Source organism: Streptomyces sp. NPDC006134, from assembly GCF_040628835.1.
Classification (GTDB): domain Bacteria; phylum Actinomycetota; class Actinomycetes; order Streptomycetales; family Streptomycetaceae; genus Streptomyces.
The window spans coordinates 20,889-44,277 of the sequence record NZ_JBEXTV010000033.1 but is presented as its reverse complement, the minus strand read 5'-3'; the positions used below and the strand labels follow the sequence as shown (position 1 = coordinate 44,277).

Sequence of the window (23,389 nt, the reverse complement as noted above, 5' to 3'; positions counted from 1 at the left end):
GGCCCGCCGCGGGTCCTCTTGACAGCAGGCGGCCGGGAGACACCGGGTTAGCGCACGCATCCCGGAACTGCTAACCTGGTGTAACGACCGGTCGGACGTCATGCCAGGGCACTGCCCCACGGCGACGGCGCCCGACCCACAAGTGGAGGCTTCCGAACTCCCACCTGGCCGTCCCCCGGGACGGCGGGTCACCGGTCAGGCGGTCCCGCTCCTGCGGCGACCGGCCCGAAAGCGCGCCCCGCGGTCACGCGGCGGTGTTCCGGTAGTTCGCGGAGCCCCGTTGTGATCGTCCGGGGCATTTTTTCTGTCTCGGCGCGGTTAGGTCTAACGAACACAGACGTTACGCGGCTGTCCGCCAGACCGTCGCGTGGTGCTACCGAGGAGGATCCATCAGCGCCGAGCCCCGCATCAACGACCGGATTCGCGTTCCCGAGGTGCGACTTGTCGGTCCCAGCGGCGAGCAGGTCGGGATTGTCCCGCTTGCCAAGGCCCTGGAGCTTGCGCAGGAGTACGACCTCGACCTCGTCGAGGTCGCGGCGAACGCCCGTCCGCCCGTGTGCAAGCTCATGGACTACGGGAAGTTCAAGTACGAGTCGGCCATGAAGGCCCGTGAGGCGCGCAAGAACCAGGCGCACACGGTCATCAAGGAGATGAAGCTCCGGCCGAAGATCGACCCGCACGACTACGACACCAAGAAGGGTCACGTCGTCCGGTTCCTCAAGCAGGGCGACAAGGTCAAGATCACGATCATGTTCCGTGGTCGCGAGCAGTCCCGGCCCGAGCTGGGCTACCGGCTGCTGCAGCGCCTCGCGGAGGACGTCCAGGACCTCGGTTTCGTCGAGTCGAACCCGAAGCAGGACGGCCGCAACATGATCATGGTCCTCGGTCCGCACAAGAAGAAGACCGAGGCGATGGCCGAGGCTCGCCAGGCGCAGGAAGCCCGGAAGGCCGAAGCGAAGGCCAACCCCGGCCGCTCGATGAACGCCGCGGACCCCGGCGCCGCCAACGCCGAGGCCCCGGCCGACGCTTCCGCCGAGGCGTGATCCCCGGGGGCGCGAGCCCCCAAGGACGTAACCGAAACAAGAGCGACGCTCCACCGTGCCCGGTTGTTCGTGACCGGGCACCGGAGCGCCACCGACGAGGAGAGAACGGCGCTATGCCGAAGAACAAGTCGCACAGCGGTGCCAGTAAGCGCTTCAAGATCACCGGCTCCGGCAAGGTGCTCCGTGAGCGCGCCGGCAAGCGCCACCTGCTCGAGCACAAGTCGTCCCGCGTGACGCGTCGCCTCACCGGCAACGCCGAGATGGCCCCGGGCGACGCCGCGAAGATCAAGAAGCTTCTCGGCAAGTGACGCGGCGGCGCCTTCTCTGAGCGCCGTACGTCAGGACCGGGACCCCATCGATTCCGGGCCGCGTGAGCACCACCGCGGCCCCGCTACAAGGAGTTAACAAGTGGCACGCGTCAAGCGGGCAGTCAACGCCCACAAGAAGCGCCGGGCGATCCTCGAGCAGGCCTCCGGCTACCGCGGTCAGCGCTCGCGCCTGTACCGCAAGGCCAAGGAGCAGGTCACCCACTCGCTGGTCTACAACTACAACGACCGCAAGAAGCGCAAGGGCGACTTCCGTCAGCTGTGGATCCAGCGCATCAACGCCGCTGCCCGCGCCAACGGCATCACGTACAACCGCTTCATCCAGGGCCTGAAGGCCGCCAACGTCGAGGTCGACCGCAAGATCCTCGCCGAGCTGGCCGTCAACGACCCGAACGCGTTCGCCGCGCTCGTCGAGGTCGCCCAGAAGGCGCTGCCGAGCGACGTCAACGCGCCGAAGGCCGCGTGACGCGCCGGCCCTGAGCCGACGTGACGAAAGGGACCCGCAGGCCGGCCCGGCCTGCGGGTCCTGCCGTGTCCGTGAACCGCCGAACCCCAAGGTGAACCGCATGCCCCCCGCCTCCCCCGAGCTGATCTCCCCCCGCTCCCCGCGCGTCCTGGCCGCACGGCGGCTGGCCAAGCGGAACTTCCGGGGCAAGGAACGGCTCTTCCTCGCCGAGGGGCCGCAGGCGGTACGGGAGGCGGCCACGCACCGGACCGGCGGGACCTCCCCGCTCGTCGAACTGTTCGCCACCCCCGAGGCCGCGGACCGCTACGCCGACATCATCGGCGCCGCCCGCGACGCCGGCGCCCGCGTCCACCTCGCCGCCGAGCAGGTCATCGCCGACATCTCCACCACCGTCACCCCGCAGGGACTCGTCGGCGTCTGCCGGTTCCTGGACACCCCCTTCGACGACATCCTCGCCGCCCGCCCCCAGCTCGTCGCCGTCCTCGCCCACGTCCGCGACCCCGGCAACGCCGGCACCGTGCTGCGCTGCGCCGACGCCGCCGGAGCCGAGGCCGTCGTCCTCACCGACGCCTCCGTCGACCTGTACAACCCCAAGGCCGTGCGCGCCTCCGTCGGCTCCCTGTTCCACCTGCCCGTCGCCGTCGGCGTCCCCGTCGAGCGGGCCGTGGCCGGGCTGAAGGACACCGGCGTCCGCGTGCTGGCCGCCGACGGCGCGGGCGAGTGCGACCTGGACGCCGAGCTCGACCGCGGCACCATGGGCGGGCCCACCGCCTGGGTCTTCGGCAACGAGGCCTGGGGGCTGCCGGAGGAGACCCGCGCCCTCGCCGACGCCGTCGTCCGCGTCCCCATCCACGGCACGGCCGAGAGCCTGAACCTCGCCACCGCCGCCGCCGTCTGCCTGTACGCGTCCGCGCGTGCACAGCGCGCCGCCGGAGGGTGCCGCTCCGTCACCAAGAGCTAGTAGGGTGACCTGCTCGGGGCCCCTGCACGGCGGAGAGGTGGGGTACGGGGATGAGCGTCGGCACGAGCAGCGCACCGGGATCACGGGAGGCGCGGCGACCGCCCGCGCCCCGGCCGCCCGGTGACCTCGCCGACCTCGCGGGCCTGGGCATCGGCCCCGACGACCTGCCCGACGGCCTCGTCGTCGCCGACGAGCACGGGCGGGTGATCTGCTTCAACGCCGCCGCCGAGCGCATCACCGCCCGGCGCGCCGCCGACGCCCTCGGACAGCCACTGGAGACGGCCCTCCCGCTGGAGGACCTGGAAGGCCGCCGCTGGTGGCAGCTGACCGACCCCTACGGCGGGCTCGCCATCCGCGTCCGCCAGCCCGAGCGCAACCTGCTGCTGCCCGGCGGGCGCGAGGTGCTCGTCTGCGCCCGCTACGTCCGCACCCGGCCCACCGGCCCCGTCCGCCGCGTCGTCGTCACCCTGCGCGACACCGAGGCCCGCCGCCGCACCGAGCGCAGCCACGCCGAGCTGATCGCCACCGTCGCCCACGAACTGCGCTCCCCGCTCACCTCCGTCAAGGGCTTCACCGCCACCCTGCTGGCCAAGTGGGAGAGGTTCACCGACGAGCAGAAACGGCTGATGCTGGAGACCGTCGACGCCGACGCCGACCGCGTCACCCGGCTCATCGCCGAACTGCTCGACATCTCCCGCATCGACTCCGGGCGGCTGGAGCTGCGCCGCCAGCCCGTCGACATCGGCGCCGCCGTCGGCCGCCACATCCAGGCCTACGTCGCCGCCGGCCAGCCCGCCGACCGCTTCCTGCTCCGCGTCGAGCAGCCCCTGCCCGATCTGTGGGCCGACCCCGACAAGATCGACCAGGTGCTCAGCAACCTCATCGAAAATGCCGTGCGGCACGGCGAGGGAACTGTCACGATCGACGTCACGCCCGCGCCGTCCCCCCGGGAGGGGGAGGACACCGGCACGTCGGTCACGGTGAGCGACGAGGGGCCCGGCATCCCGGAGGAGTCCATGAACCGCGTCTTCACCCGCTTCTGGCGGGGCAGCAAGCGCGGCGGCACCGGCCTCGGGCTCTACATCGTCAAGGGCATCGTCGAGGCCCACGGCGGCACCATCACGGTCGGCCGCGCCCCCGGCGGCGGCGCCGAGTTCCGATTTACGCTGCCCGTGAGCGCTCCGGCCTATCTGACCTGAGCAGCCCGCGGGCTCATCCGTCCACCCCCACCCCGTTAGACTCGGCCTTTGGCACCTTTGTGTCCTGCACGCCGCCCTGTGAGTCGGTGACGGGGACCACCAGCCAGCCAATCGGAAGCACGGGAAGAGATGTCGGCACCCAATAAGTCGTACGACCCTGTCGAGGTCGAGGCGTTGAAACCGGAAGAGATCGAGCGCATGCGGGACGAGGCGCTCGCCGCCTTCGCCGCCGCGGACTCCCTCGACGCGCTCCACGAGGCGAAGGTCGCCCACACCGGCCCGGCCTCCCCGCTGGCCCTCGCCAACCGCGAGATCGGCGCCCTGCCCCCGCACGCCAAGGCCGAGGCCGGCAAGCGCGTCGGCATGGCCCGCGGTGCCGTGAACAAGGCCCTCGCCGCCCGTCAGGAGGAACTGGAGGCCGAGCGGGACGCGCGCGTCCTGGTCGAGGAGGCCGTGGACGTCACGCTGCCCTACGACCGTGTCCCGGCCGGCGCCCGCCACCCGCTGACCACGCTGTCGGAGCGCATCGAGGACATCTTCGTGGCCATGGGCTACGAGGTCGCCGAGGGCCCCGAGGCCGAGGCCGAGTGGTTCAACTTCGACGCCCTGAACATCGGCCCGGACCACCCGGCCCGCGGCGAGGCCGACACGTTCTTCGTGGCCGGCCCCGACGGCACCGCCGAGTCCGGCGTCGTGCTGCGCACCCACACCTCGCCCGTGCAGATCCGCTCGGCGCTCGACCGCGAGCTGCCGGTCTACGTGATCTGCCCCGGCCGCGTGTACCGCACCGACGAGCTGGACGCCACCCACACCCCGGTCTTCCACCAGGTCGAGCTGCTCGCGATCGACGAGGGCCTGACCATGGCGGACCTCAAGGGCACCCTGGACCACATGGTCCAGTCCCTGTTCGGCGAGGGCATGAAGACGCGGCTGCGGCCGAACTTCTTCCCCTTCACCGAGCCGAGCGCCGAGATGGACATGCTCTGCTACGTCTGCAAGGGCGAGTCCGTCGGCAACCCCGACCGGCCCTGCCGCACCTGCTCCAGCGAGGGCTGGATCGAGCTGGGCGGCTGCGGCATGGTCAACCCGCGGGTGCTCACCGCCTGCGGCATCGACCCGGAGAAGTACAGCGGCTTCGCCTTCGGGTTCGGGATCGAGCGGATGCTGATGTTCCGCCACAACGTCGAAGACATGCGAGACATGGTCGAGGGTGACGTCCGGTTCACCCGGCCCTTCGGGATGGAGATCTGATGCGGGTCCCGCTTTCTTGGCTGCGGGAGTACGTCGACCTGCCGGCCACCGAGACCGGCCGTGACGTCCAGGCCAAGCTCATTTCGGCCGGTCTGGAGGTCGAGACGGTCGAGCAGCTCGGCCACGACCTCAAGGGCCCGCTGGTGGTCGGCCAGGTGCTGACCATCGAGGAGCTGGAGGGCTTCAAGAAGCCGATCCGCTTCTGCACCGTCGACGTCGGCCGGGCCAACGGCACCGGCGAGCCGCAGGAGATCGTCTGCGGCGCCCGGAACTTCTCCGTCGGCGACAAGGTCGTCGTCGTGCTCCCGGGCGCGGTGCTGCCCGGCGGCTTCGAGATCGCCGCGCGCAAGACCTACGGCAAGGTCTCGCACGGCATGATCTGCTCCAGCGACGAGCTGGGCATGGGCGACGACGGCACCAAGGGCATCATCGTGCTGCCGCCGGAGACCGAGGTCGGCCGGGACGCCATCGAGCTGCTGGAGCTGGTCGACGAGGTCCTCGACATCGCCGTCACCCCCGACCGGGGCTACTGCCTGTCGATCCGAGGCGTCGCCCGCGAGACCGCCATCGCCTACGGCCTGCCGCTGCGCGACCCGGCCCTGCTCGACGTGCCCGCGCCCAACGCCTACGGCTACCCGGTGAAGATCGCCGACCCCACGGGCTGCGACCGCTTCACCGCCCGCACGGTGACCGGCCTCAGCCCCGAGGCGCGCTCCCCGATCTGGCTCCAGCGCCGCCTGCAGAAGGTCGGCATGCGCCCGATCTCGCTCGCCGTCGACGTCACCAACTACGTGATGATGGAGCTGGGCCAGCCGCTGCACGCCTACGACCGCAATCTGGTCCAGGGCGCGATCGGCGTGCGCCGCGCCGAGCCCGGCGAGAAGATCACCACCCTCGACGGCGTCACCCGCACCCTCGACGCCGAGGACCTGGTCATCACCGACGAGCGCGGCCCGATCGGGCTCGCCGGCGTCATGGGCGGCGCCAACACCGAGATCGCCGACCACGATGCCGCCGAGAACGGGGCGAACGCGACGACGGACGTGGTGATCGAGGCGGCGCACTTCGACGCGGTCTCCATCGCCCGCACCGCCCGCCGCCACAAGCTCTCCTCCGAGGCGTCCCGCCGCTTCGAGCGCGGCGTCGACCCGCAGGCCGCCGCCGCTGCCGCCCAGCGCACCGTCGACCTGCTGGTCCTCCTCGCGGGCGGCACCGCCGAGGCCGGCGTCACCGAGGTCATCGCCCCGTCCGCGCCGCGCACCATCACCATCCCGGCCGACCACCCCGACAAGGTCGCGGGCGTCGCCTACGGCCGGGAGACCGTCGTACGGCGGCTCCAGGAGATCGGCTGCGACGTGTACGGGCAGGACGAGCTGATCGTCACCGTCCCGTCCTGGCGGCCCGACCTCACCGACCCCAACGACCTGGCCGAAGAGGTCATCCGCCTGGAGGGCTACGAGAACCTGCCCTCCACGCTGCCCAGGCCGCCGGCCGGCCGCGGGCTGACCCGCCGCCAGCGGCTGCACCGCCGCGTCGGCCGCGCCCTGGCCGGGGCCGGGTACGTCGAGGCGCCGAACTACCCCTTCGTCAGCGAGCAGGTCTTCGACCAGCTCGGCCTGGCCGCCGACGACCCGGCCCGCCGCGTCGTCAAGCTGGTCAACCCGCTCAGCGACGAGGAGCCCGCGCTGCGCACGTCGCTGCTGCCGGGCCTGCTCGGCGCGCTGCGCCGCAACGACGGCCGCGGCAGCCACGACCTCGCGCTGTTCGAGACCGGCCTGGTGTTCCAGCCCCGCGAGGAGCGGCGCGCCGCCCTCCGGCTGCCCGTCGACCGGCGCCCGTCCGGCGAGGAACTCGCCGCTCTGAACGCCGCGCTGCCCGACCAGCCGCGCCACGTCGCCGTCGTCCTCGCCGGCGCCCGCGAGCAGGCCGGCTGGTGGGGCAAGGGCCGCCCGGCCGACTGGGCCGACGCGGTCGAGGCCGCCCGGACCGTCGCCCGCGAGGCCGGCGCCGAGCTGATCGTCCGCAAGGGGCAGTACGGGCCGTGGCACCCCGGCCGCTGCGCCGAGCTCGCGGTCGCCCTCGACGGCACCGAGCGGGTCGTCGGCCACGCCGGCGAGCTGCACCCGCGGGTCCTCAAGGCCCTGGGCCTGCCCGCGCGCACCTGCGCGATGGAGCTGGACCTGGACGCCGTGGAGCGGGCCGGCGACGCCCTCCCGCAGGCGCCGGGCATCTCCACCTTCCCGGTCGCCACGCAGGACGTCGCCCTGGTCGTCGACGGCTCCGTGCCGGCCGCGGAGGTCGAGGCGGCCCTGCGCGAGGGCGCCGGCGAACTGCTGGAGTCCATCCGGCTGTTCGACGTCTACGAGAACGCCGGCCAGCTCGGCGAGGGCCGCAAGTCCCTGGCGTACGCGCTGCGGTTCCGCGCGGCGGACCGGACGCTGACCGTCGACGAGGCGTCGGCGGCCCGCGACGCCGCGGTCGCCCTGGCGGGCGAGCGCACGGGAGCCGTGCTGCGCGGCTAGGCGCACGTGGGAGCGCGGTGGCCCGGCCGCGGCGCTCCCACGCCCCTCGGGAGCGTGACAGTCACCTCACACGATCGAGTGAGATCCCTGGGCGATCCGGCCCTTTCGGGCCATGCGGTCGACAGAATCGGACCGGCCTTTCGAGGCCGGTCCGTCTGTGCTGTCAGGGCCTACATGGGGGGCCATCGGCATGATCCGCATCAGGGCTGGGGTTCCCCGCAGGACAGGGCGGCCCCGGACGAACCACCCGGCGCCCGCCCCCGGGACGGGCCGGAGGGATCTGCGCGAGGCCGTCGGCAGAGCCGTCCGCCGGGCCGCGCGCCAGGCCGATCGGCCACCACGGCGCCGGATGCTGCGCCTCGGCCTCCCCGCGACCTGGGGTGCGGTGGCGGTCACCTACCGGCTGACCTGCCCGCTCGCCCACCAGGAGGGGATCGGCGCCCGGCTCGTCAGCAGTGCCGTGCTCTTCGTCGTCGGCACCGGGCTGGTCCTGCACATCCGGCGCACGCTGCTGCGCGAACTGCGCCAGGCCCGCCGGATCGCGGGCGCCGCCCAAGGGGTGCTGCTGCGCCCGCCGCCCCCGCGCATCGACGGGCTGAGCGTCGCCGCCGCCCAGCTCTCCGCCGACCCCGGCGCCGCGATCGGCGGCGACCTGTACGAGGCCGTGGCCACCGAGTACGGCGTACGGGTGGTGATGGGCGACGTCCGCGGCCACGGCATCGCCGCCCTCGGCACGGCCGCCGCCGTGCTCGGCAGCTTCCGCGAGGCCGCGTACGACGAACCGGAACTGGACCGCGTCCTGCGCCGGCTCGACCGCGCCCTCGCCCGGCACCTGCGCGAACGCGCCCGCGCCGAGCACCCCTCCTCGGGCCTGCCCCCGGCGAACCCGGTCGCCGAGGAGTTCGTCACCGTCCTGCTGCTGGAGATCGGCCCGGACGGCGAGGTCCGCGCCCTGAACTGCGGCCACCCCTGGCCGTACCGCCTGGCCGGGCCCCGGGCCGAACCGCTCGCCTGCGCGGAACCCCTGCCTCCGCTCGGGCTGTTCCCCCTCCCGGCCGAGCTGCCCGTCACCCCCTGCGGCCGCCTCCTGCCGGGCGAGGCGCTCCTGCTGCACACGGACGGCGCGGAGGACGCGCGGGATGCCGAGGGGCGCTTCTTCTCGCTCCCCGAGGTGCTGGCGCACGCCGTACGCGATCCGCAGGCCCCACCCCAGGCCCTGCTCACCACGGTGCTCACCGCCCTCCTGCGCCACACGGGTGGCGCCCCGTCCGACGACGTCGCCCTGCTGATGCTGCGCAACGACCGAGCCCCGACGGCGCCCCCCGACGGCGGCCCTCGCGGCACGGCCGCGCGGGCGGGCCACACCACGCCTTGTCCGCAGCCGACCAACCAGCTGCGGTAGCGGGCCGCGCCCCGCGCGGGTGCCACCGGCGCCGCCGTCCGCCCCGCCACGGAGTGTCGGGCAGTCGGCCGGGCGGACGGCGTGCACGGGCCGCCGCGTAGGGAGGGGGGAGCCGACGGCCCGGCCGGCCTCTTGCGAGGCAGTTCAGTCAACCGGCCCACCACGCTCCGCGACAGCGCGCGCACGGCGCGGATTCGCGCACTCCGTTCACACCCCGTGTGAAACAGCCTGTGCGAAGCCGGGACCGCTCCGAAGACGGACCCACTACTCTGACGGCACCAGCCACCCGGGGGGCACCCATGCAGCCCAACACTCTCCTCGACGCGATCCTGGACGAGGCCGGGATCTCGCACGCGGGACTCGCCGCACGCGTCAACCAGGCCGGACGCGAACGCGGTCTGGCCCTCAGATACGAACACACCGCCGTGGCGCGCTGGCTGAAGGGGCAGCGCCCGCGCGGCCAGGTGCCCGACCTGATCTGCGAGGTGCTCGCGGCCCGGCTCCAGCGGCCCGTCACCCTCGACGACATCGGCCTCGGCGTGCCCGGCGGGCCGTCCGCCCCGCACACCGGCGCGCTGTCCGGCTTCGTCGAACGCGCCACCGCGCTGTGGCGCTCCGACCAGCAGCGGCGCCCCCACCTGCTGGGCGCGCCCGCGGTCACCGGCACGCCCGCCGTGATGCCGGTGTGGGAGTGGGAGAACCCGCCCGAGGACACGGACGTCTCCCGCGGCGGCCGGCACCGGGTCACCCCGGCCGACATCGAGACGCTGCGCGCCGCCCGCGCCCACTACGAGCAGATGTACCGCAAAGCCGGCGGCATCGCGACGCGCGCCCGGATCGTCGGATTCCTCAACGCCGAGGCCGCCCCCCTGCTGCGCGGCGGCTACACCGACGCCACGGGCCGCCAGCTGCACCGGGCCACGGGCGGGCTGGTGGCCATCGCGGGCATCTGCGCCTACGACTCCGACGCGCACGGCCTCGCCCAGCGCTACTTCCACCAGGCGCTGCGCCTGGCGAAGGCCAGCGGCGACCGCGGCCTGGGCGCCTACGTCATCGCGCTGCTGGTCAACCAGGCGCTGTTCATGAAGGAGTACCGCCAGGCCGTCGCCTTCGCCGAGGCCGCCCTGCGCACCGCCGGCAAGCACATCACCCCGGCGCTCGCCTCGGACCTGTACGCGATGCAGGCCAAGGCGTACGCCCACCTCGGTGACGGCTCCAGTGCGCTGTCCTGCATCCGGCGGGCCGAGCAGGCCGCCGAGCGCATCCGGCGCGGGTACGAACCCGACGAGACGGGCTATGTGCAGCCCGGCCTGGTCAACGTCCAGGTGGCGGAGGCGCTGCTCAGCCTCGGCGAGCTCGCCGCCGCGCGGGAGCACGCCGCGGCGGCCGTGGACAACCCCGCCCACGACCGGGGCCGGGTGCACCGGCTCGCCATGCTCAGCACGATCGAACTGCGGCAGGGCGACGCCGACCGGGCCGTGGCGACCGCGGTGGAGATGGCCGAGCGGGCCCGCGGCATGGAGTCCCAGCGCCTGCGCGACCGGCTGCGGGCGGTACGCGAGCATCTCGCGCGCAGCGGCTGCGCCGGCACGGCGGAGGCGGCCGAGCTCATCGACGGGGCACTGCGCGTACCGCTGTGATCCGCGGTCCGCCACGATGCGGGATCTGCGCCCGGCGCTGCGCCCTGAGCGGTCGCCGTGCGCCTGCTGCCACACCGCTATGGCTGCGATATTGCCATCTACTCGGCGGAAGGTGGCAGAACCGTGCAGTGGACGAAACAGAACGAACAAATCGTGTACGCAAACCGCTGGTTCAGCGTCAACCTCGCGGATGTCGAGCTGCCGGACGGCCGGCATCTCGACCACTTCCTGATCAGGCTGCGGCCCGTCGCCGTGGCCACGGTGGTGAACGAGGCCAACGAGGTCCTGCTGCTGTGGCGGCACCGCTTCATCACCGACAGCTGGGGCTGGGAACTCGCCGCGGGCGTCGTCGAGGACGGCGAGGACATCGCCGCGGCGGCGGCCAGGGAACTGGAGGAGGAGACCGGCTGGCGGCCGGGACCCCTGCGGCACCTGATGAGCGTGGAGCCGTCCAACGGGCTCACCGACGCCCGGCACCACGTCTACTGGGCCGACGAGGCCGAGTACGTCGGGCACCCCGTGGACGACTTCGAGTCGGACCGCAGGGAGTGGGTGCCCCTGAAGGTCGTCCCCGACCTGGTCGCCCGCGGGGAGGTCCCGGCCGCCAACATGGCGGCCGCGTTACTCCTGCTGCACCACCTCAGGCTCGGACAGGACGTCATGCCCTGATCCCCCCCGGACCCCGGTGTTCTCCGGTCCGGCCCTCCGGCTAGCGGCCGAACGCCTGCCAGAGCGCCACGACGAGCGCGCCCACGGCCGTGAGGACGGTGACCGCGGGCAGCGGCCAGCGGGCGCGCTCCAGGCCGGTGACCCGGGTGTTCAGCTCATCCAGTTCCTTGGCGGTCTCCTCGGTGCGGTGACGCAGCAGGGCCAGTCCGCCTTCGACGCGGGCGTACGCCACGTCGAGGCGGCGCCGTAACTCTGCGAGTTCGCCGTGGACGACCGGATGCTCGGGATCGATGGTCACGATCCACTCCTTTCCGTAGTGCTCCATAGGGGAATCACATCCCTTGCCTGCGCAGAGCGAGTCAACCGTCCTGGTGGGCGCCTGGGGAGCGTGTGCGCAGGGCATATGCGGGCCCGGCGCGCACACGGTGTGTGAATGCCGCGGGCCCGGCACCCTTTCCGGTGCCGGGCCCGTGACTGGCCGAAAACTGACCGTGCGTAGTCGGCCGGAGGTCTCTCGGCTGTAGCTGAGGTCTCTCAGCCGTAGGTGTAGAAGCCGGAGCCGGACTTCCGGCCCAGCCGCCCGGCGTCGACCATGCGCTGGAGCAGCGGGGGAGCGGCGTACAGGGGCTCCTTGTACTCCTCGTACATGCTGTGGGCGACCGAGGCGACCGTGTCCAGGCCGATCAGGTCGGCCAGCTTCAGCGGGCCCATCGGGTGGGCGCAGCCCAGCTCCATGCCGTTGTCGATGTCCTCGCGGCTGGCGATGCCCGACTCGAACATCCGGATCGCGGAGAGCAGGTAGGGGATCAGCAGCGCGTTCACCACGAACCCGGAGCGGTCCTGGGCGCGGATCGCGTGCTTGCCGAGCACCTTCTCGGCGAACAGCTGCGCCCGGCTGAGCGTGCCCTCGGAGGTGGTGAGGGCGGGGATCAGCTCGACCAGCTTCTGCACCGGGGCCGGGTTGAAGAAGTGGATGCCGACGACGTGGTCCGGCCGGGAGGTGGCGACGGCCAGCTTCACCAGCGGGATGGAGGAGGTGTTGGAGGCCAGGATCGCGTCCGGGCGGACCACGATCTGGTCGAGCACCTGGAAGATCTCGGTCTTGACCTGCTCGTTCTCGACGACGGCCTCGATCACCAGGTCACGGTCGGCGAACTCGCCGAGGTCGGTGGTGAAGCTCAGCCGCGCCTGCGTCGCGTCCCGCTCCTCCTCGGTGATCTTGCCGCGTTCGGCGGCCTTGGCCAGGGAGTTGAACACCCGGGTACGGCCGATCTCCAGGGCCTCGCCGGTGGTCTCCGCCACCTTCACGTCCAGGCCGGCGCGGGCGCACACCTCGGCGATGCCCGCTCCCATCTGACCGCAGCCGACCACGCCGACGCGTGCGATATCTCCCGAGATGCCGGTCACATCGTCCCTTTCGCTGATCTGTGGCTGTGGCAGGTTCCCGGGGTCCCCGGCGCCTGCTCCGATCGTGCACGTTACCTGTGGAGTGCCGCCGATCGGGCGCCCGGGTCGGGCATGCTGGAGCGCCGAGACGATCCGTGACCGTGCGGATCCGCAGTGTTGTGGGGGTCTTCCCATGAGCCGAATGAGCCGAGTGTCACGTCGGGCGTTCGCGGTGGCCGCGTTGTCGGCCCTCACGATGGTGCCCTCCGCGGCGGCGGCGCCCGGGCGGCGGCGCCGGGTGATCACCGAGATGCGGGGCATGTGGCTGGCGACCGTGGCCAACCGCGACTGGCCGTCCAAGGCGGGGCTGAGCGCGTCCGCGCAGCGCGCCGAGCTGATCGCCCACCTGGACACGGCGGTGCGCTGCCGCCTGAACACGGTGGTCTTCCAGGTGCGGCCGACGGCCGACGCGCTGTGGCCGTCGCCGTACGAGCCGTGGTCGCAGTACCTGACCGGCACCCAGGGCAAGGACCCGGGCTGGGACCCGCTGGGCACGGCGGTGGCGGAGGCGCACGCCCGCGGTCTGGAGCTGCACGCCTGGTTCAACCCGTACCGCGTCGCCAACCACGCCGATCCGGGGCGGCTGGCGGCCGGCCACCCGGCCCGCGAGCACCCGGAGTGGGTGGTGCCGTACGGCGGGAAGCTCTACTACAACCCCGGGCTGCCCGAGGTCCGCGCCTTCGTCGAGGACGCGATGCTGGACGCGGTGGCCAAGTACGACGTCGACGCCGTCCACTTCGACGACTACTTCTACCCCTATCCGGTGGCGGGCCAGACCTTCGACGACGACGCCGCCTGGGCCGCCCACGGCGGCGCCTTCGGCAGCCGGGCCGACTGGCGCCGGGACAACATCGACCGGCTGGTGCGGGAGACGGCGGCCCGGGTGAAGGAGATCCGGCCCACGACCCGGTTCGGGATCAGCCCGTTCGGGGTGTGGCGCAACGCCGCCACCGACGCGCGCGGCTCGGACACGCGGGCGGGCGTGCAGACGTACGACGACCTGTACGCCGACACCCGTACGTGGGTGCGCGAGGGCTGGATCGACTACGTCGTGCCGCAGCTCTACTGGAACATCGGCCTGGCCGCCGCCGACTACGCGAAGCTGGTGCCGTGGTGGGCCGAGGTGGCGCGGGGCAGCCGGACCCAGCTGTACGTGGGGGAGGCGCTGTACAAGGCCGGCGACCCGGCGCAGCCCGCCGCCTGGCAGGACGCGGCCGAGCTGTCCCGCCACCTGACGCTGGCCGGGGAGTACGCGCAGGTGCGCGGGCACGTGTTCTTCGCCGCCAAGGACGTGGCGGCGGACCGGATCGGGGCGATGGCGCGGGTGGCCGCCGACCACTACGGGCAGCCGGCCGGCCCCCCGCGCTGATCCCCGTGGTCCCCCGCGATCCCTCGCGGTCTCCTACTGCTGGTACGGCTGGTACTGCTGGATGTGGGTCTCCTTGTGGCGGATCTCGGAGTCGGGGCCGGGGGAGCAGACGGCCTCGTGCCCGTCCTCGAACCGGACGCGGTACGGAGGATTGCCCTCCTGGCCCATGACTTCGACGATCTCGGCGACCTTGTCGTGCTGACCGACCACCCTGCCGTGCTGGACAAGCCGGTCGCCCACGGTTGCACGCATCTGCGGGGCCTCCTCACCATGTGCGGGAGCAGCGGTCCGTGGCCTCGAGTCTACGGCGCGGGGGCCGGACGCGTACCCGCGCGCACGCGCCGCTCAGCCTCGCGCCCGCTGTGTGACGGCGATGCACACGAGCACCGCCGCGGCCGTCAGCGGGGCGGCCACCGTCAGGTGCTCGCCCAGGAGCAGCACCGACCACACCAGTGTGAGCAGGGGCTGGGCCAGCTGCAACTGGCTGGCCTTGGGGATGCCGATGGCCGCCATGCCCCGGTACCAGACGACGAGGCCGACGAACTGCGAGCCCGCCGCCAGCCACAGCACACCGGTCACGCTGTGCGCGGTCAGGTGCACGGGCTCGTACGCGAGGGCCACCGCGGTCGCCGGCACGGCGAGCGGCAGGCACAGCACCAGCGCCCAGCCGATGACCTGCCAGCCCGGCATGACCCGGGCCAGCCGGCCGCCCTCGGTGTAGCCGGCCGCGCACACCAGCAGCGCCGCGAAGAGGTAGGCGTCGGCGGTGGTCAGCGCGCCTCCGCTCTGCTGCACGGTGAAGGCGATCACCGCGGCGGCCCCGGCCAGCGCCGCGATCCAGAAGGTGCGCGAGGGGCGGGTGCCGACGCGCAGGGCGGACAGCAGGGCGGTGGTCAGGGGGAGCAGGCCGACGACGACGGCGGCGTGCGCGGTGGTCGACGTCTGCAGGGCGAGCGTGGTCAGCAGCGGGAAGCCGAGCACCACGCCCGCGCCGACGACCGCGAGGCCCGCCCGGTGGCGGCGGTCGGGCAGCGGGACGCGCAGGAAGAGCAGGCAGGCTCCGGCGATCAGTGCCGCGAGGACGCTGCGCACGGCGACCAGGGACCAGGGCCCGAAGCCCTCCAGTCCCCAGGCGGTGGCGGGGAAGGTGAGGGAGAAGGCGGTGACGCCCAGGGCGGCCTGGAGGGTGCCGAAGCCGGGGCGGACCGGCTCGCTGTCGGCCGGCTTGCCGCCCACCGGTTCAGCACCGGCCGGCTCGCTGCCGACCGCTATCGTCGTGGCCGTAGTAGCGCTACTGTGTGCTCTCATGCAAGAGCGTAGCAGTGTCGATGAGCTGGCGGAACGGCTGCGACGGGAACTGGACCGCTACTCGCCGGGTGGAAAGCTCCCGTCGAGTCGCGCCCTCGTCGAACGGTTCCGGGTGAGTCCCGTGACCGTCTCGCGGGCCCTCGCGCAGCTGGCCGCCGAGGGGCTGGTGGTGACCCGGCCCGGCGCCGGGGCGTTCCGCGCGCGGCCCCGCCGGCCCGCCGCGCCCGCCGGGGACACCTCCTGGCAGGAGGTCGCCCTCAGCGCCGACGCCACCGCCGATCCCGTCCCGCGCTCCGTGGACGCCTCCGGGGTCATGGCCACGCTGGCCGTCCCGTCCGCCGGCGTCATCGAGTTCACCGGCGGCTATCTGCACCCCTCGCTGCAGCCGGAGCGGGCGATGGCGGCGGCGCTGTCCCGGGCGGGGCGGCGGCCCGGCGCCTGGGGCCGGCCGCCCGTGGAGGGGCTGCCGGAGCTGCGGGAGTGGTTCGCGCGCAGCATCGGCGGAACCGTCACCGCCGCGGAGATCCTGGTCACCTCCGGCGGCCAGTCCGCGCTGACCACGGCCCTGCGGGCGCTGGCCCCGCCCGGCGCCCCCGTCCTCGTCGAGTCCCCCACCTACCCCGGCATGCTGGCGATCGCCCGCGCCGCCGGACTGCGCCCGGTGCCGGTCCCCGTCGACGCGGACGGGGTGAAGCCGGACCTGCTCGCCGACGCCTTCCGGGCGAGCGGCGCCCGCGTCTTCGTCTGCCAGCCGCTGTTCCAGAACCCCACCGGCGCCGTCCTCGCCCCCGAGCGGCGCGGCGAGGTGCTGCGCATCGCGCGCGAGGCCGGTGCCTTCGTCGTCGAGGACGACTTCGTGCGGCGGCTGGTGCACGAGGACGCGGGGCCGCTGCCGCGCCCGCTCGCCGCCGACGACCCCGACGGCGTGGTCGTCCACGTCTGCTCGCTGACCAAGGCGACCTCGCCCAGCTTCCGGGTGAGCGCCCTGGCCGCGCGCGGGCCGGTGCTGGAGCGGCTGCGCGCGATCCAGGTCGTCGACACCTTCTTCGTGCCCCGGCCCCTGCAGGAGGCGGCGCTCGAACTGGTCGGCTCGCCCGCCTGGCCGCGCCATCTGCGGGCCGTCTCCGCCGAGCTGAGGGTCCGCCGGGAGGCGATGACGTCCGCGCTGCGCGCGCACCTGCCCGGCCTCGCCCTGCCGCACATCCCGTCCGGCGGCTACCACCTGTGGCTGCGCCTGCCCGACGGTGCCCACGAGTCCGTTCTGGCGGCGGCGGCCCTGCGCGCGGGCGTGGCGGTCTCCGCGGGCCGCCCGTACTTCAGCGCCGAGCCTCCGGCGGGCCACGTCCGGCTGAGCTTCGCGGCGGTGGCGGGCACCGGGGAGATCTCGGAAGGGGTGCGCCGGTTGCGCGCGGCCTGCGACGAGGTCTGTCCGGGGCCGGGAAACCGTTCGACACAGGGGGTCTGAGCTGCCAGGATCCGGCCATGACCGAGACGCCGGGTCTCCCCGAGGGCTACGAGATCTCCACCGACCCCGACCGGATCGACGCCGGGCGTGTGCACCGGTGGCTGTCCACCGACGCGTACTGGGCGCTCGGCCGCGACCGGGACAAGCAGGACCGGGCGATCGCGGCCTCGCTCAACTTCGGGGTGTACGACGTGGCGTCGGGGCAGCAGGTGGCGTACGCCCGGGTGGTGACCGACCGGACCACCTTCGCCTGGCTGTGCGACGTGTACGTCGACCCCGCGGCGCGCGGCAAGGGGATCGGTACGGCGCTGGCGGCGGCCGTGCGCGAGCATCTGCGGCCCTGCGGGCTGCGGCGCGTCCTGCTCGCCACGCACGACGCGCACGGCGTCTACGCGAAGGCCGGTTTCACCGCGCTGGAACGGCCGGACCAGTTCATGGCCCTGGCGTTCGAGTGACGGGCTCCTGCGCCCGCGTGTAGTCGGTGACGAGCACCAGGTCCTTGGCCGGCCCGCCCACGCGCCACACCGTCCGCCACCGGTCCGCGCCCCGGACGGTGAACTCGCCGCGGTAGAGGTCCGCCGCGCAGGGGTGCTCCGCGACATGGTGCCCGGTGGCCAGATCCAGGCCGTGGAAGGGGCGGCCGTCCGCGAAGCGCACGTCCGCCGTGCCCGGCGCGGACCCCGGCAGGAAGCGCAGCGTCCGCTCGGCGGGGCGGGACACGTCCCGCCAGGTGAACGTGCCGCTCTCGTGGCTGAGCAGACCGCCGCCGGCCAGCGGGGAGAACACGGTGACGCCCTCGAAGCGGCCGTCGTCCCCGCTCGCCAGGTCCCGCGCCGACCGCGTCGTGCGCCACCGACCCGCGAGGTACGCCAGCACGTCCGGCACCGGCCGGAATCCGCCCGCCCCGTCCCGCTCCCCGTCCATCCGGTCCCGCTCTCCCTCCGCGCCCGCGCGCACATCCATTGCCGCGCGACCCATTGACGCCTGTGCGCCCCCTCCCTATCTTGCCGTTCGAAGTGCTGACCGACGTTTGATATATCGAACAACTCCTCCTCTAGAGCCGCGGAGTACTCATGTCACGCACACGCTGGAGACTCGGTCTCGGCGTCACCGCCCTCCTGACGGCAACGGCCCTGCTGCCCGTCCCCGCGCACGCCGGGGACGTCACCGACTACACGATCACCGTCGACCCTGCCGCCCGGGGCGCGGCCATCGACGACACGATGTACGGCGTCTTCTTCGAGGACATCAACCGGGCCGCCGACGGCGGCCTCTACGCCGAGCTGGTGCAGAACCGGTCCTTCGAGTACGCGCCCGCCGACAACGCCTCCTACACCCCGCTGACGTCCTGGACGGTCACCGGCACGGCCGAGGCCCGCAACGACTCCGGCCGCCTCAACGAGCGCAACCGCACCTACCTCTCCCTCGGCGCCGGCTCCTCCGCCACCAACTCCGGTTACAACACCGGCATCCGCGTCGAGCAGGGCAAGAAGTACGACTTCTCGGTGTGGGCCCGCGCCGAGGGCGGCACCACCCTCACCGTCGCCCTCCAGGACGCCGCGGGCGCCCTGGCCACCGCCCGGCAGGTGGCGGTGAAGGGCGGCTGGGCCCGGTACGAGGCCACCTTCACCGCGACCCGCACCAGCAACCGCGGCCGGCTCGCCGTCGCCACCACGCACGCCGCGGCCCTGGACATGGTCTCGCTCTTCCCGCGCGACACCTACAAGAACCAGCCGAACGGCCTGCGCAAGGACCTCGCCGAGAAGATCGAGGCCCTGCGCCCGGGCTTCCTCCGCTTCCCCGGCGGCTGCCTGGTCAACACCGGCTCCATGAAGGACTACAGCGAGGCCAGCGGCTGGGAGCGCAAGCGCGCCTACCAGTGGAAGGACACCATCGGCCCCGTCGAGCAGCGCGCCACCAACGCCAACTTCTGGGGCTACAACCAGAGCTACGGCCTCGGCTACTACGAGTACTTCCGCTTCGCCGAGGACATCGGCGCCATGCCGCTGCCCGTCGTCCCCGCCCTGGTGACCGGCTGCGGCCAGAACAAGGCCACCGACGACGAGGCACTGCTGAAGCGGCACATCCAGGACACCCTCGACCTCATCGAGTTCGCCAACGGCCCGGCGACCTCCACCTGGGGCAAGGTCCGCGCCGAGATGGGCCACCCGAGGCCCTTCCACCTCACCCACATCGGCGTCGGCAACGAGGAGAACCTCCCGGACGAGTTCTTCGCCCGCTTCCAGAAGTTCCGCGCCGCCATCGAGGCGAAGTACCCGGACATCACCGTCGTCTCCAACTCCGGCCCCGACGACTCCGGCACGGTCTTCGACACAGCCTGGAAGCTGAACCGCGAGGGCAAGGTCGACATGGTCGACGAGCACTACTACAACAGCCCCCAGTGGTTCCTCCAGAACAACGACCGCTACGACTCCTACGACCGCGGCGGCCCCAAGGTCTTCCTCGGCGAGTACGCCTCCCAGGGCAACGCCTGGAAGAACGCCCTCGCCGAGGCCGCGTTCATGACCGGCCTGGAGCGCAACGCGGACGTCGTCAAGCTCGCCTCCTACGCCCCGCTGCTCGCCAACGAGGACTACGTCCAGTGGCGGCCCGACATGATCTGGTTCAACAACCGCGCGTCCTGGGGCTCGGCCAACTACGAGGTCCAGAAGCTGTTCATGACCAACACCGGCGACCGGGTCGTCCCGTCGAAGGCGTCCGGCACGCCGGACGTCAGCGGCCCCATCAGCGGCGCCGTGGGCCTGTCGACGTGGGCGACCAGCGCCGCGTACGACGACGTGAAGGTCACCGCCGCGGACGGCTCGACGCTGCTGAGCGACGACTTCTCCGGTGACGCCTCGCGGTGGAAGCACGTGGGCGGCGGCAGCTGGAGCGTCCAGGACGGCCAGTACGTCCAGACGGACGCCGCCGCCGAGAACACCCTGGTCACCGCGGGCGACCCGGCCTGGAAGGACTACGACCTGCACGTGAAGGCCACCAAGAAGTCCGGCAAGGAGGGCTTCCTCGTCGCCTTCGGCGTCAAGGACACCGGCAACCACTACTGGTGGAACCTCGGCGGCTGGAACAACACCCAGTCCGCCGTCGAGCAGACCTCGGACGGCGGCAAGTCGACGCTGATCTCCAAGGCCGGGTCGATCGAGACGGGCCGCGCCTACGACATCGACATCAAGGTGCGGGGCCGCCAGGTCACCCTCTACCTCGACGGGCAGGAGTGGGGCCGCTTCACCGACGACAAGCCCGCCGAACCGTTCCGCCAGGTCGTCACCCGGGACGCGCGCACCGGCGAGCTGATCGTCAAGGTCGTCAACGCCCAGGACACGGCGGCCCGTACGGCGATCGACCTCGGCGGCGCGCGGACCGCCTCCCGGGCCGAGGTCACCACGCTGGCCGCCGACCAGGACGCGGTCAACACCGAGACGGACACGCCGGTCACCCCGGTGACCTCCACCTTCTCCGGTGTGTCGGACCGGTTCACGTACACCTTCCCGGCGAACTCGGTCACGTTCCTGCGGATTCCGCGGCGGTAGCGCCTACGCCCCCGCCCGGCCGCCGCGGTGACACGGCGGCCGGGCGGAGGGGCCGCGTCCGGCCCCGGGGACCGTGGCCGGCGTCCGCGTTCACCGCGGCAGGCCCGGACGCCCTGTCGCTTTCCGCTTCACGCCTCGGCCGGGGACGCCCCCGGCGTCCGGCGGGGCGGCGTCGTGGCCGCCGGAAGCTCCCGCAGCGTGCGGACGGGGGAGCAGAAGACCGGCAGGAAGGCGCCCGCCAGGCAGATCGCCCCGGCCCAGACGGCCACGCGTACGCCCGCCACCTGGCCGACGAGACCGCCGAGCGCGGAACCGACCGCCAGGGCACCGGTGAGCAGGAACCGGAAGGTGGCGTTCATGCGGCCGAGCAGCGGGTCCGGGGTCAGGTGCTGGCGCAGGGTGACGCCGAGGACGTTGTCGATGCCCGTCTTGGCCATGGCCGCCAGCCACCCGGCGCCCGCCACCCACAGCCACGGCCCGTCACCGATCAGCCCGACGGCGAACGCGGCGGGCGCGAACCAGAGTCCGGCCAGCCCCAGGGCGCGGCCGTGGCCGAGGCGCCCGGCGAGGCGGCGGGCGAGACCGGCGCCGAGCAGGAGGCCCACGCCGCCGGCCGCCCAGTACGTCCCGAGCGCCCCGGCGGGCAGGCGCAGTTCGCGGGTGAACAGCACCGGCAGCACGGCATTGATCATCTGCACGCCGAGGTTGGTGAGGGCCGCGGTGAACGCCAGCGCCCGCAGTTCGCGGCTGCCGAGGACGTGACGCAGCCCTTCGGCCACCTCCGTCCGCAGCCGGCGCCGGCCGGCGGCCACGGCGGGAGCGCCTCGCCGGCCGATGCCCGTCAGACCGGCCGCGGAGGCCAGGTAGGCGACGGCGCCGCCGAGGATCGCCAGGGGCGCCGTGAAGAGCTGGACCAGGAAGCCGCCGGCGCCGCGGCCGGCGATGTTGGCGCCGGCCATCAGGCTCACCAGGGCGGCGTTCGCCGGGACGAGGCGCTCGCGGCCGACCAGTTCGGGCAGGACGCTCTGCGAGCCGACCTCGAAGAAGACCGTGGCGCAGCCGTTCAGCAGCACCACCGCGTACAGCTGCGGCAGCGACAGCACGTCCAGCCACCAGGCGAGCGGGACCGAGGCGAACAGCACGGCGCGGGCGGCGTCGGCGGCCACCAGCACCCGGCGGCCGGGCAGGCGGTCCACCCAGGCGCCCGCGGGCAGACCGATGAGGAGGAAGGCGGCGGTGGACAGCGCGGCCAGCGCACCGGCCTGGCCGGGGCCCGCGTCGAGGACGGTGACGGCGAGCAGCGGGATCGCCACGTAGCCGACGTTGGTGCCGAGATGGCTGAGGGCGCCGGCGGCGAACAGCACGCGGAAGTCGCGCAGCCGCCACGGGGAACGGGGTCTTTCGTTCATGCGCGCCACCGTGGGCGATCACGGGCCGCCACCTCCATTCATTTAGCCTGGGCTGAATGATCGAAATAGAGCTCGGTCTGGAGGACGTGGCCCGTACCCGCTTCGCGATCTCCCCGTTATGGGAGGTCGTGTGCAGCGTCCGGGTCCTCAAGGGCGCGGACGGGCACGGCCTGCACCGCGCCTGGGCCGGACAGGTCCGCCCGCGGCTGGCGGCGGCGGACCTCGACCTCGGGCCGCTGTTCGACCTGGTCCCGGTGCCCACCCGCTCGCCGTGGGCCGGCCGGGTACCGGGATTCCTCTGCCCGCCGCCCACCACGCCGCTGCCGTCCCTGGACGTGGAGCTGGCCACGGTCCGGGCCACCCCGCCGGAAGTGCTGCGTACGACGGCCGAGGTGCCGCCCGCGCGGATGGCGGCCCTGCGCGCCGACCCGGCGGCCGGGCTCGGACGGCTGGCCGACGTGATCGAGGCGTACTGGGAGCTGGCCCTGGAACCGTACTGGTCCCGCATCCTCACCCTGCTGGAGGACGACATCCGCTACCGCGCCGGCCGCCTGGTCGACGGCGGCGCCCAGCACCTGTTCGCGGACCTCGATCCCCAGGTCACCTGGGCCGCGGGCAGGCTGCACCTGGAGCACCGCAGCGCGCGTGGAGCGCGCCGGCTCGACGGCCGGGGCCTGCTGCTGATGCCGTCCGCCTTCGTATGGCCGCGCGTGTTCTCCGTGCTCGACGAACCGTGGCAGCCCTCGCTGCGTTATCCGCCCCGCGCGGTCGGCACGCTCTGGCACCGGCGGCCCGCGACCGTGTCCGACGCTCTGGCGGCGGTGCTCGGCCGCTCCCGGGCCACCCTCCTGACCGAGCTGACCGCCCCCGCCTCGACCACCGGCCTCGCCCGCCGCACCGGGCTGACCCCCGGCGGCGTCTCCCAGCACCTGACGGCCCTGCGCAACGCCGGGCTGGTCAGCGCCCACCGGGCGGGCAGAGAGGTGCTCTACGCACGCACCCGGGCCGGGGAGACCGTGGTGGAAGCCGCCGGCGCGGGGCCACCGCCGCCCGCGGACCCCGCGTGAAACCGGCACGCGCCGCGGCCGGGCGCTTCGGCCGGCCGGAGAGGCCGGCAGGCGCCCGGCCGCGGCGCGCGCCGGCCCGGCCACGTCGGCCTGCCGTCCGAGGCGGCGCTCGATGTGCTCCAGGGCCTGGTTCAGATGCTCCAGTACTCCCGGTCTCCTTCCTCTTTCCCGACCGCCACGCCAGGCGGCGGGCGCCCCGCCGGACCCGGCATTCCGTGCCCGACCGGGTCGGGTGCGACCGGTCTTCACTCCTCGGCGGGCCGGGCACGGTGCCCGCGGTGGCCGGCCCCGTACGGTA

The 23,389-nt window shown here is 73.4% G+C and carries 21 protein-coding genes; 15 read left to right on the top strand and 6 right to left on the bottom strand.

What is annotated here, in order from left to right:
• Positions 1 to 389 precede the first annotated feature (389 nt).
• The 10 genes from infC to ABZ340_RS21840 all read left to right on the top strand — a co-directional run bounded on the left by infC (position 390) and on the right by ABZ340_RS21840 (position 11,479).
• Complete coding sequence (gene infC / locus ABZ340_RS21885) at positions 390 to 1,043, top strand: translation initiation factor IF-3 (RefSeq protein WP_164397799.1); 654 nt, start codon at positions 390 to 392, stop codon at positions 1,041 to 1,043.
• Between the two features lie 113 nt (positions 1,044 to 1,156).
• Positions 1,157 to 1,351, top strand: a complete 195-nt coding sequence (gene rpmI / locus ABZ340_RS21880) for a 50S ribosomal protein L35 (RefSeq protein WP_003977225.1) — start codon at positions 1,157 to 1,159, stop codon at positions 1,349 to 1,351.
• 100 nt (positions 1,352 to 1,451) lie between these two features.
• On the top strand, positions 1,452 to 1,835 hold the full coding sequence (gene rplT / locus ABZ340_RS21875; protein WP_003977226.1) for a 50S ribosomal protein L20: 384 nt from the start codon (positions 1,452 to 1,454) through the stop codon (positions 1,833 to 1,835).
• A gap of 100 nt (positions 1,836 to 1,935) precedes the next feature.
• Entirely contained in the window at positions 1,936 to 2,796 is an 861-nt protein-coding gene (locus ABZ340_RS21870; protein ID WP_358783466.1) for an RNA methyltransferase, read from the top strand.
• Between the two features lie 50 nt (positions 2,797 to 2,846).
• On the top strand, positions 2,847 to 3,995 hold the full coding sequence (locus ABZ340_RS21865; protein WP_358783465.1) for an ATP-binding protein: 1,149 nt from the start codon (positions 2,847 to 2,849) through the stop codon (positions 3,993 to 3,995).
• 174 nt (positions 3,996 to 4,169) lie between these two features.
• Positions 4,170 to 5,246, top strand: a complete 1,077-nt coding sequence (gene pheS, locus ABZ340_RS21860; protein WP_358783507.1) for a phenylalanine--tRNA ligase subunit alpha — start codon at positions 4,170 to 4,172, stop codon at positions 5,244 to 5,246.
• A complete protein-coding gene (pheT, locus tag ABZ340_RS21855) occupies positions 5,246 to 7,768 on the top strand; it encodes a phenylalanine--tRNA ligase subunit beta (RefSeq protein WP_358783464.1) in 2,523 nt (840 codons plus the stop codon). The genes pheS and pheT overlap by 1 nt, the downstream gene beginning before the upstream one ends.
• A gap of 349 nt (positions 7,769 to 8,117) precedes the next feature.
• Complete coding sequence (locus tag ABZ340_RS21850; protein ID WP_358783463.1) at positions 8,118 to 9,170, top strand: PP2C family protein-serine/threonine phosphatase; 1,053 nt, start codon at positions 8,118 to 8,120, stop codon at positions 9,168 to 9,170.
• Positions 9,171 to 9,469: 299 nt separating this feature from the next.
• A complete protein-coding gene (locus tag ABZ340_RS21845; RefSeq protein ID WP_358783462.1) occupies positions 9,470 to 10,810 on the top strand; it encodes a transcriptional regulator in 1,341 nt (446 codons plus the stop codon).
• 123 nt (positions 10,811 to 10,933) lie between these two features.
• The gene (locus ABZ340_RS21840) at positions 10,934 to 11,479 is read left to right on the top strand and encodes an NUDIX domain-containing protein (RefSeq protein WP_358783461.1); all 546 of its coding nucleotides are present in this window, start codon (positions 10,934 to 10,936) and stop codon (positions 11,477 to 11,479) included.
• 40 nt (positions 11,480 to 11,519) lie between these two features.
• Here ABZ340_RS21840 and ABZ340_RS21835 read toward each other — a convergent pair whose 3' ends face one another.
• Together ABZ340_RS21835 and ABZ340_RS21830 are read right to left on the bottom strand one after the other, a co-directional pair.
• Positions 11,520 to 11,777, bottom strand: a complete 258-nt coding sequence (locus ABZ340_RS21835) for a hypothetical protein (protein WP_358783506.1) — start codon at positions 11,775 to 11,777, stop codon at positions 11,520 to 11,522.
• Positions 11,778 to 12,013: 236 nt separating this feature from the next.
• Positions 12,014 to 12,886: a 3-hydroxybutyryl-CoA dehydrogenase gene (locus tag ABZ340_RS21830; protein ID WP_358783460.1), complete on the bottom strand. Its 873-nt coding sequence runs from the start codon at positions 12,884 to 12,886 to the stop codon at positions 12,014 to 12,016.
• Positions 12,887 to 13,067: 181 nt separating this feature from the next.
• Between ABZ340_RS21830 and ABZ340_RS21825 the strand changes: the two genes are divergently transcribed.
• Complete coding sequence (locus ABZ340_RS21825) at positions 13,068 to 14,294, top strand: family 10 glycosylhydrolase (protein WP_358783459.1); 1,227 nt, start codon at positions 13,068 to 13,070, stop codon at positions 14,292 to 14,294.
• Positions 14,295 to 14,327: 33 nt separating this feature from the next.
• On the opposite strand, the gene ABZ340_RS21820 is transcribed toward ABZ340_RS21825, so the two are convergent.
• Both ABZ340_RS21820 and ABZ340_RS21815 read right to left on the bottom strand, forming a co-directional pair.
• The gene (locus ABZ340_RS21820; RefSeq protein WP_358783458.1) at positions 14,328 to 14,546 is read right to left on the bottom strand and encodes a DUF1918 domain-containing protein; all 219 of its coding nucleotides are present in this window, start codon (positions 14,544 to 14,546) and stop codon (positions 14,328 to 14,330) included.
• Between the two features lie 93 nt (positions 14,547 to 14,639).
• Positions 14,640 to 15,602, bottom strand: a complete 963-nt coding sequence (locus tag ABZ340_RS21815) for a DMT family transporter (protein ID WP_358783457.1) — start codon at positions 15,600 to 15,602, stop codon at positions 14,640 to 14,642.
• Here ABZ340_RS21815 and ABZ340_RS21810 point away from each other — a divergent pair.
• Positions 15,601 to 17,067, top strand: a complete 1,467-nt coding sequence (locus ABZ340_RS21810) for a PLP-dependent aminotransferase family protein (RefSeq protein ID WP_358783456.1) — start codon at positions 15,601 to 15,603, stop codon at positions 17,065 to 17,067. The genes ABZ340_RS21815 and ABZ340_RS21810 overlap by 2 nt on opposite strands.
• 17 nt (positions 17,068 to 17,084) lie before the next feature.
• Positions 17,085 to 17,522 (top strand): GNAT family N-acetyltransferase, encoded by a 438-nt coding sequence (locus ABZ340_RS21805; protein ID WP_358783455.1) that lies wholly within the window; start codon positions 17,085 to 17,087, stop codon positions 17,520 to 17,522.
• Here ABZ340_RS21805 and ABZ340_RS21800 read toward each other — a convergent pair.
• On the bottom strand, positions 17,500 to 17,991 hold the full coding sequence (locus ABZ340_RS21800) for a DUF6314 family protein (protein ID WP_358783454.1): 492 nt from the start codon (positions 17,989 to 17,991) through the stop codon (positions 17,500 to 17,502). The two genes, ABZ340_RS21805 and ABZ340_RS21800, sit on opposite strands and share 23 nt — an antisense overlap.
• A gap of 149 nt (positions 17,992 to 18,140) precedes the next feature.
• On the opposite strand from ABZ340_RS21800, the gene ABZ340_RS21795 reads away from it, so the two are divergent.
• On the top strand, positions 18,141 to 20,615 hold the full coding sequence (locus ABZ340_RS21795) for an alpha-L-arabinofuranosidase C-terminal domain-containing protein (RefSeq protein WP_358783453.1): 2,475 nt from the start codon (positions 18,141 to 18,143) through the stop codon (positions 20,613 to 20,615).
• A gap of 128 nt (positions 20,616 to 20,743) precedes the next feature.
• Here the strand turns inward: ABZ340_RS21795 and ABZ340_RS21790 are convergent, their stop codons facing one another.
• Positions 20,744 to 22,024 (bottom strand): MFS transporter, encoded by a 1,281-nt coding sequence (locus ABZ340_RS21790; protein WP_358783452.1) that lies wholly within the window; start codon positions 22,022 to 22,024, stop codon positions 20,744 to 20,746.
• A gap of 56 nt (positions 22,025 to 22,080) precedes the next feature.
• Here ABZ340_RS21790 and ABZ340_RS21785 point away from each other — a divergent pair, with 56 nt between their 5' ends.
• A complete protein-coding gene (locus tag ABZ340_RS21785) occupies positions 22,081 to 23,091 on the top strand; it encodes a DUF5937 family protein (RefSeq protein WP_358783451.1) in 1,011 nt (336 codons plus the stop codon).
• Positions 23,092 to 23,389 lie beyond the last annotated feature (298 nt).

Coding starts and splice junctions, on each gene's coding strand:
- ABZ340_RS21805 (WP_358783455.1), top strand. CDS start 17,085: ATGACCGAGACGCCGGGTCTCCCCGAGGGCTACGAGATCTCCACCGAC.
- ABZ340_RS21870 (WP_358783466.1), top strand. CDS start 1,936: ATGCCCCCCGCCTCCCCCGAGCTGATCTCCCCCCGCTCCCCGCGCGTC.
- ABZ340_RS21800 (WP_358783454.1), bottom strand. CDS start 17,991: ATGGACGGGGAGCGGGACGGGGCGGGCGGATTCCGGCCGGTGCCGGAC.
- ABZ340_RS21785 (WP_358783451.1), top strand. CDS start 22,081: ATGATCGAAATAGAGCTCGGTCTGGAGGACGTGGCCCGTACCCGCTTC.
- ABZ340_RS21795 (WP_358783453.1), top strand. CDS start 18,141: ATGTCACGCACACGCTGGAGACTCGGTCTCGGCGTCACCGCCCTCCTG.
- ABZ340_RS21850 (WP_358783463.1), top strand. CDS start 8,118: ATGCTGCGCCTCGGCCTCCCCGCGACCTGGGGTGCGGTGGCGGTCACC.
- pheT (WP_358783464.1), top strand. CDS start 5,246: ATGCGGGTCCCGCTTTCTTGGCTGCGGGAGTACGTCGACCTGCCGGCC.
- ABZ340_RS21820 (WP_358783458.1), bottom strand. CDS start 14,546: ATGCGTGCAACCGTGGGCGACCGGCTTGTCCAGCACGGCAGGGTGGTC.
- ABZ340_RS21865 (WP_358783465.1), top strand. CDS start 2,847: ATGAGCGTCGGCACGAGCAGCGCACCGGGATCACGGGAGGCGCGGCGA.
- ABZ340_RS21825 (WP_358783459.1), top strand. CDS start 13,068: ATGAGCCGAGTGTCACGTCGGGCGTTCGCGGTGGCCGCGTTGTCGGCC.
- ABZ340_RS21845 (WP_358783462.1), top strand. CDS start 9,470: ATGCAGCCCAACACTCTCCTCGACGCGATCCTGGACGAGGCCGGGATC.
- ABZ340_RS21810 (WP_358783456.1), top strand. CDS start 15,601: ATGCAAGAGCGTAGCAGTGTCGATGAGCTGGCGGAACGGCTGCGACGG.
- ABZ340_RS21815 (WP_358783457.1), bottom strand. CDS start 15,602: ATGAGAGCACACAGTAGCGCTACTACGGCCACGACGATAGCGGTCGGC.
- rpmI (WP_003977225.1), top strand. CDS start 1,157: ATGCCGAAGAACAAGTCGCACAGCGGTGCCAGTAAGCGCTTCAAGATC.
- ABZ340_RS21790 (WP_358783452.1), bottom strand. CDS start 22,024: ATGAACGAAAGACCCCGTTCCCCGTGGCGGCTGCGCGACTTCCGCGTG.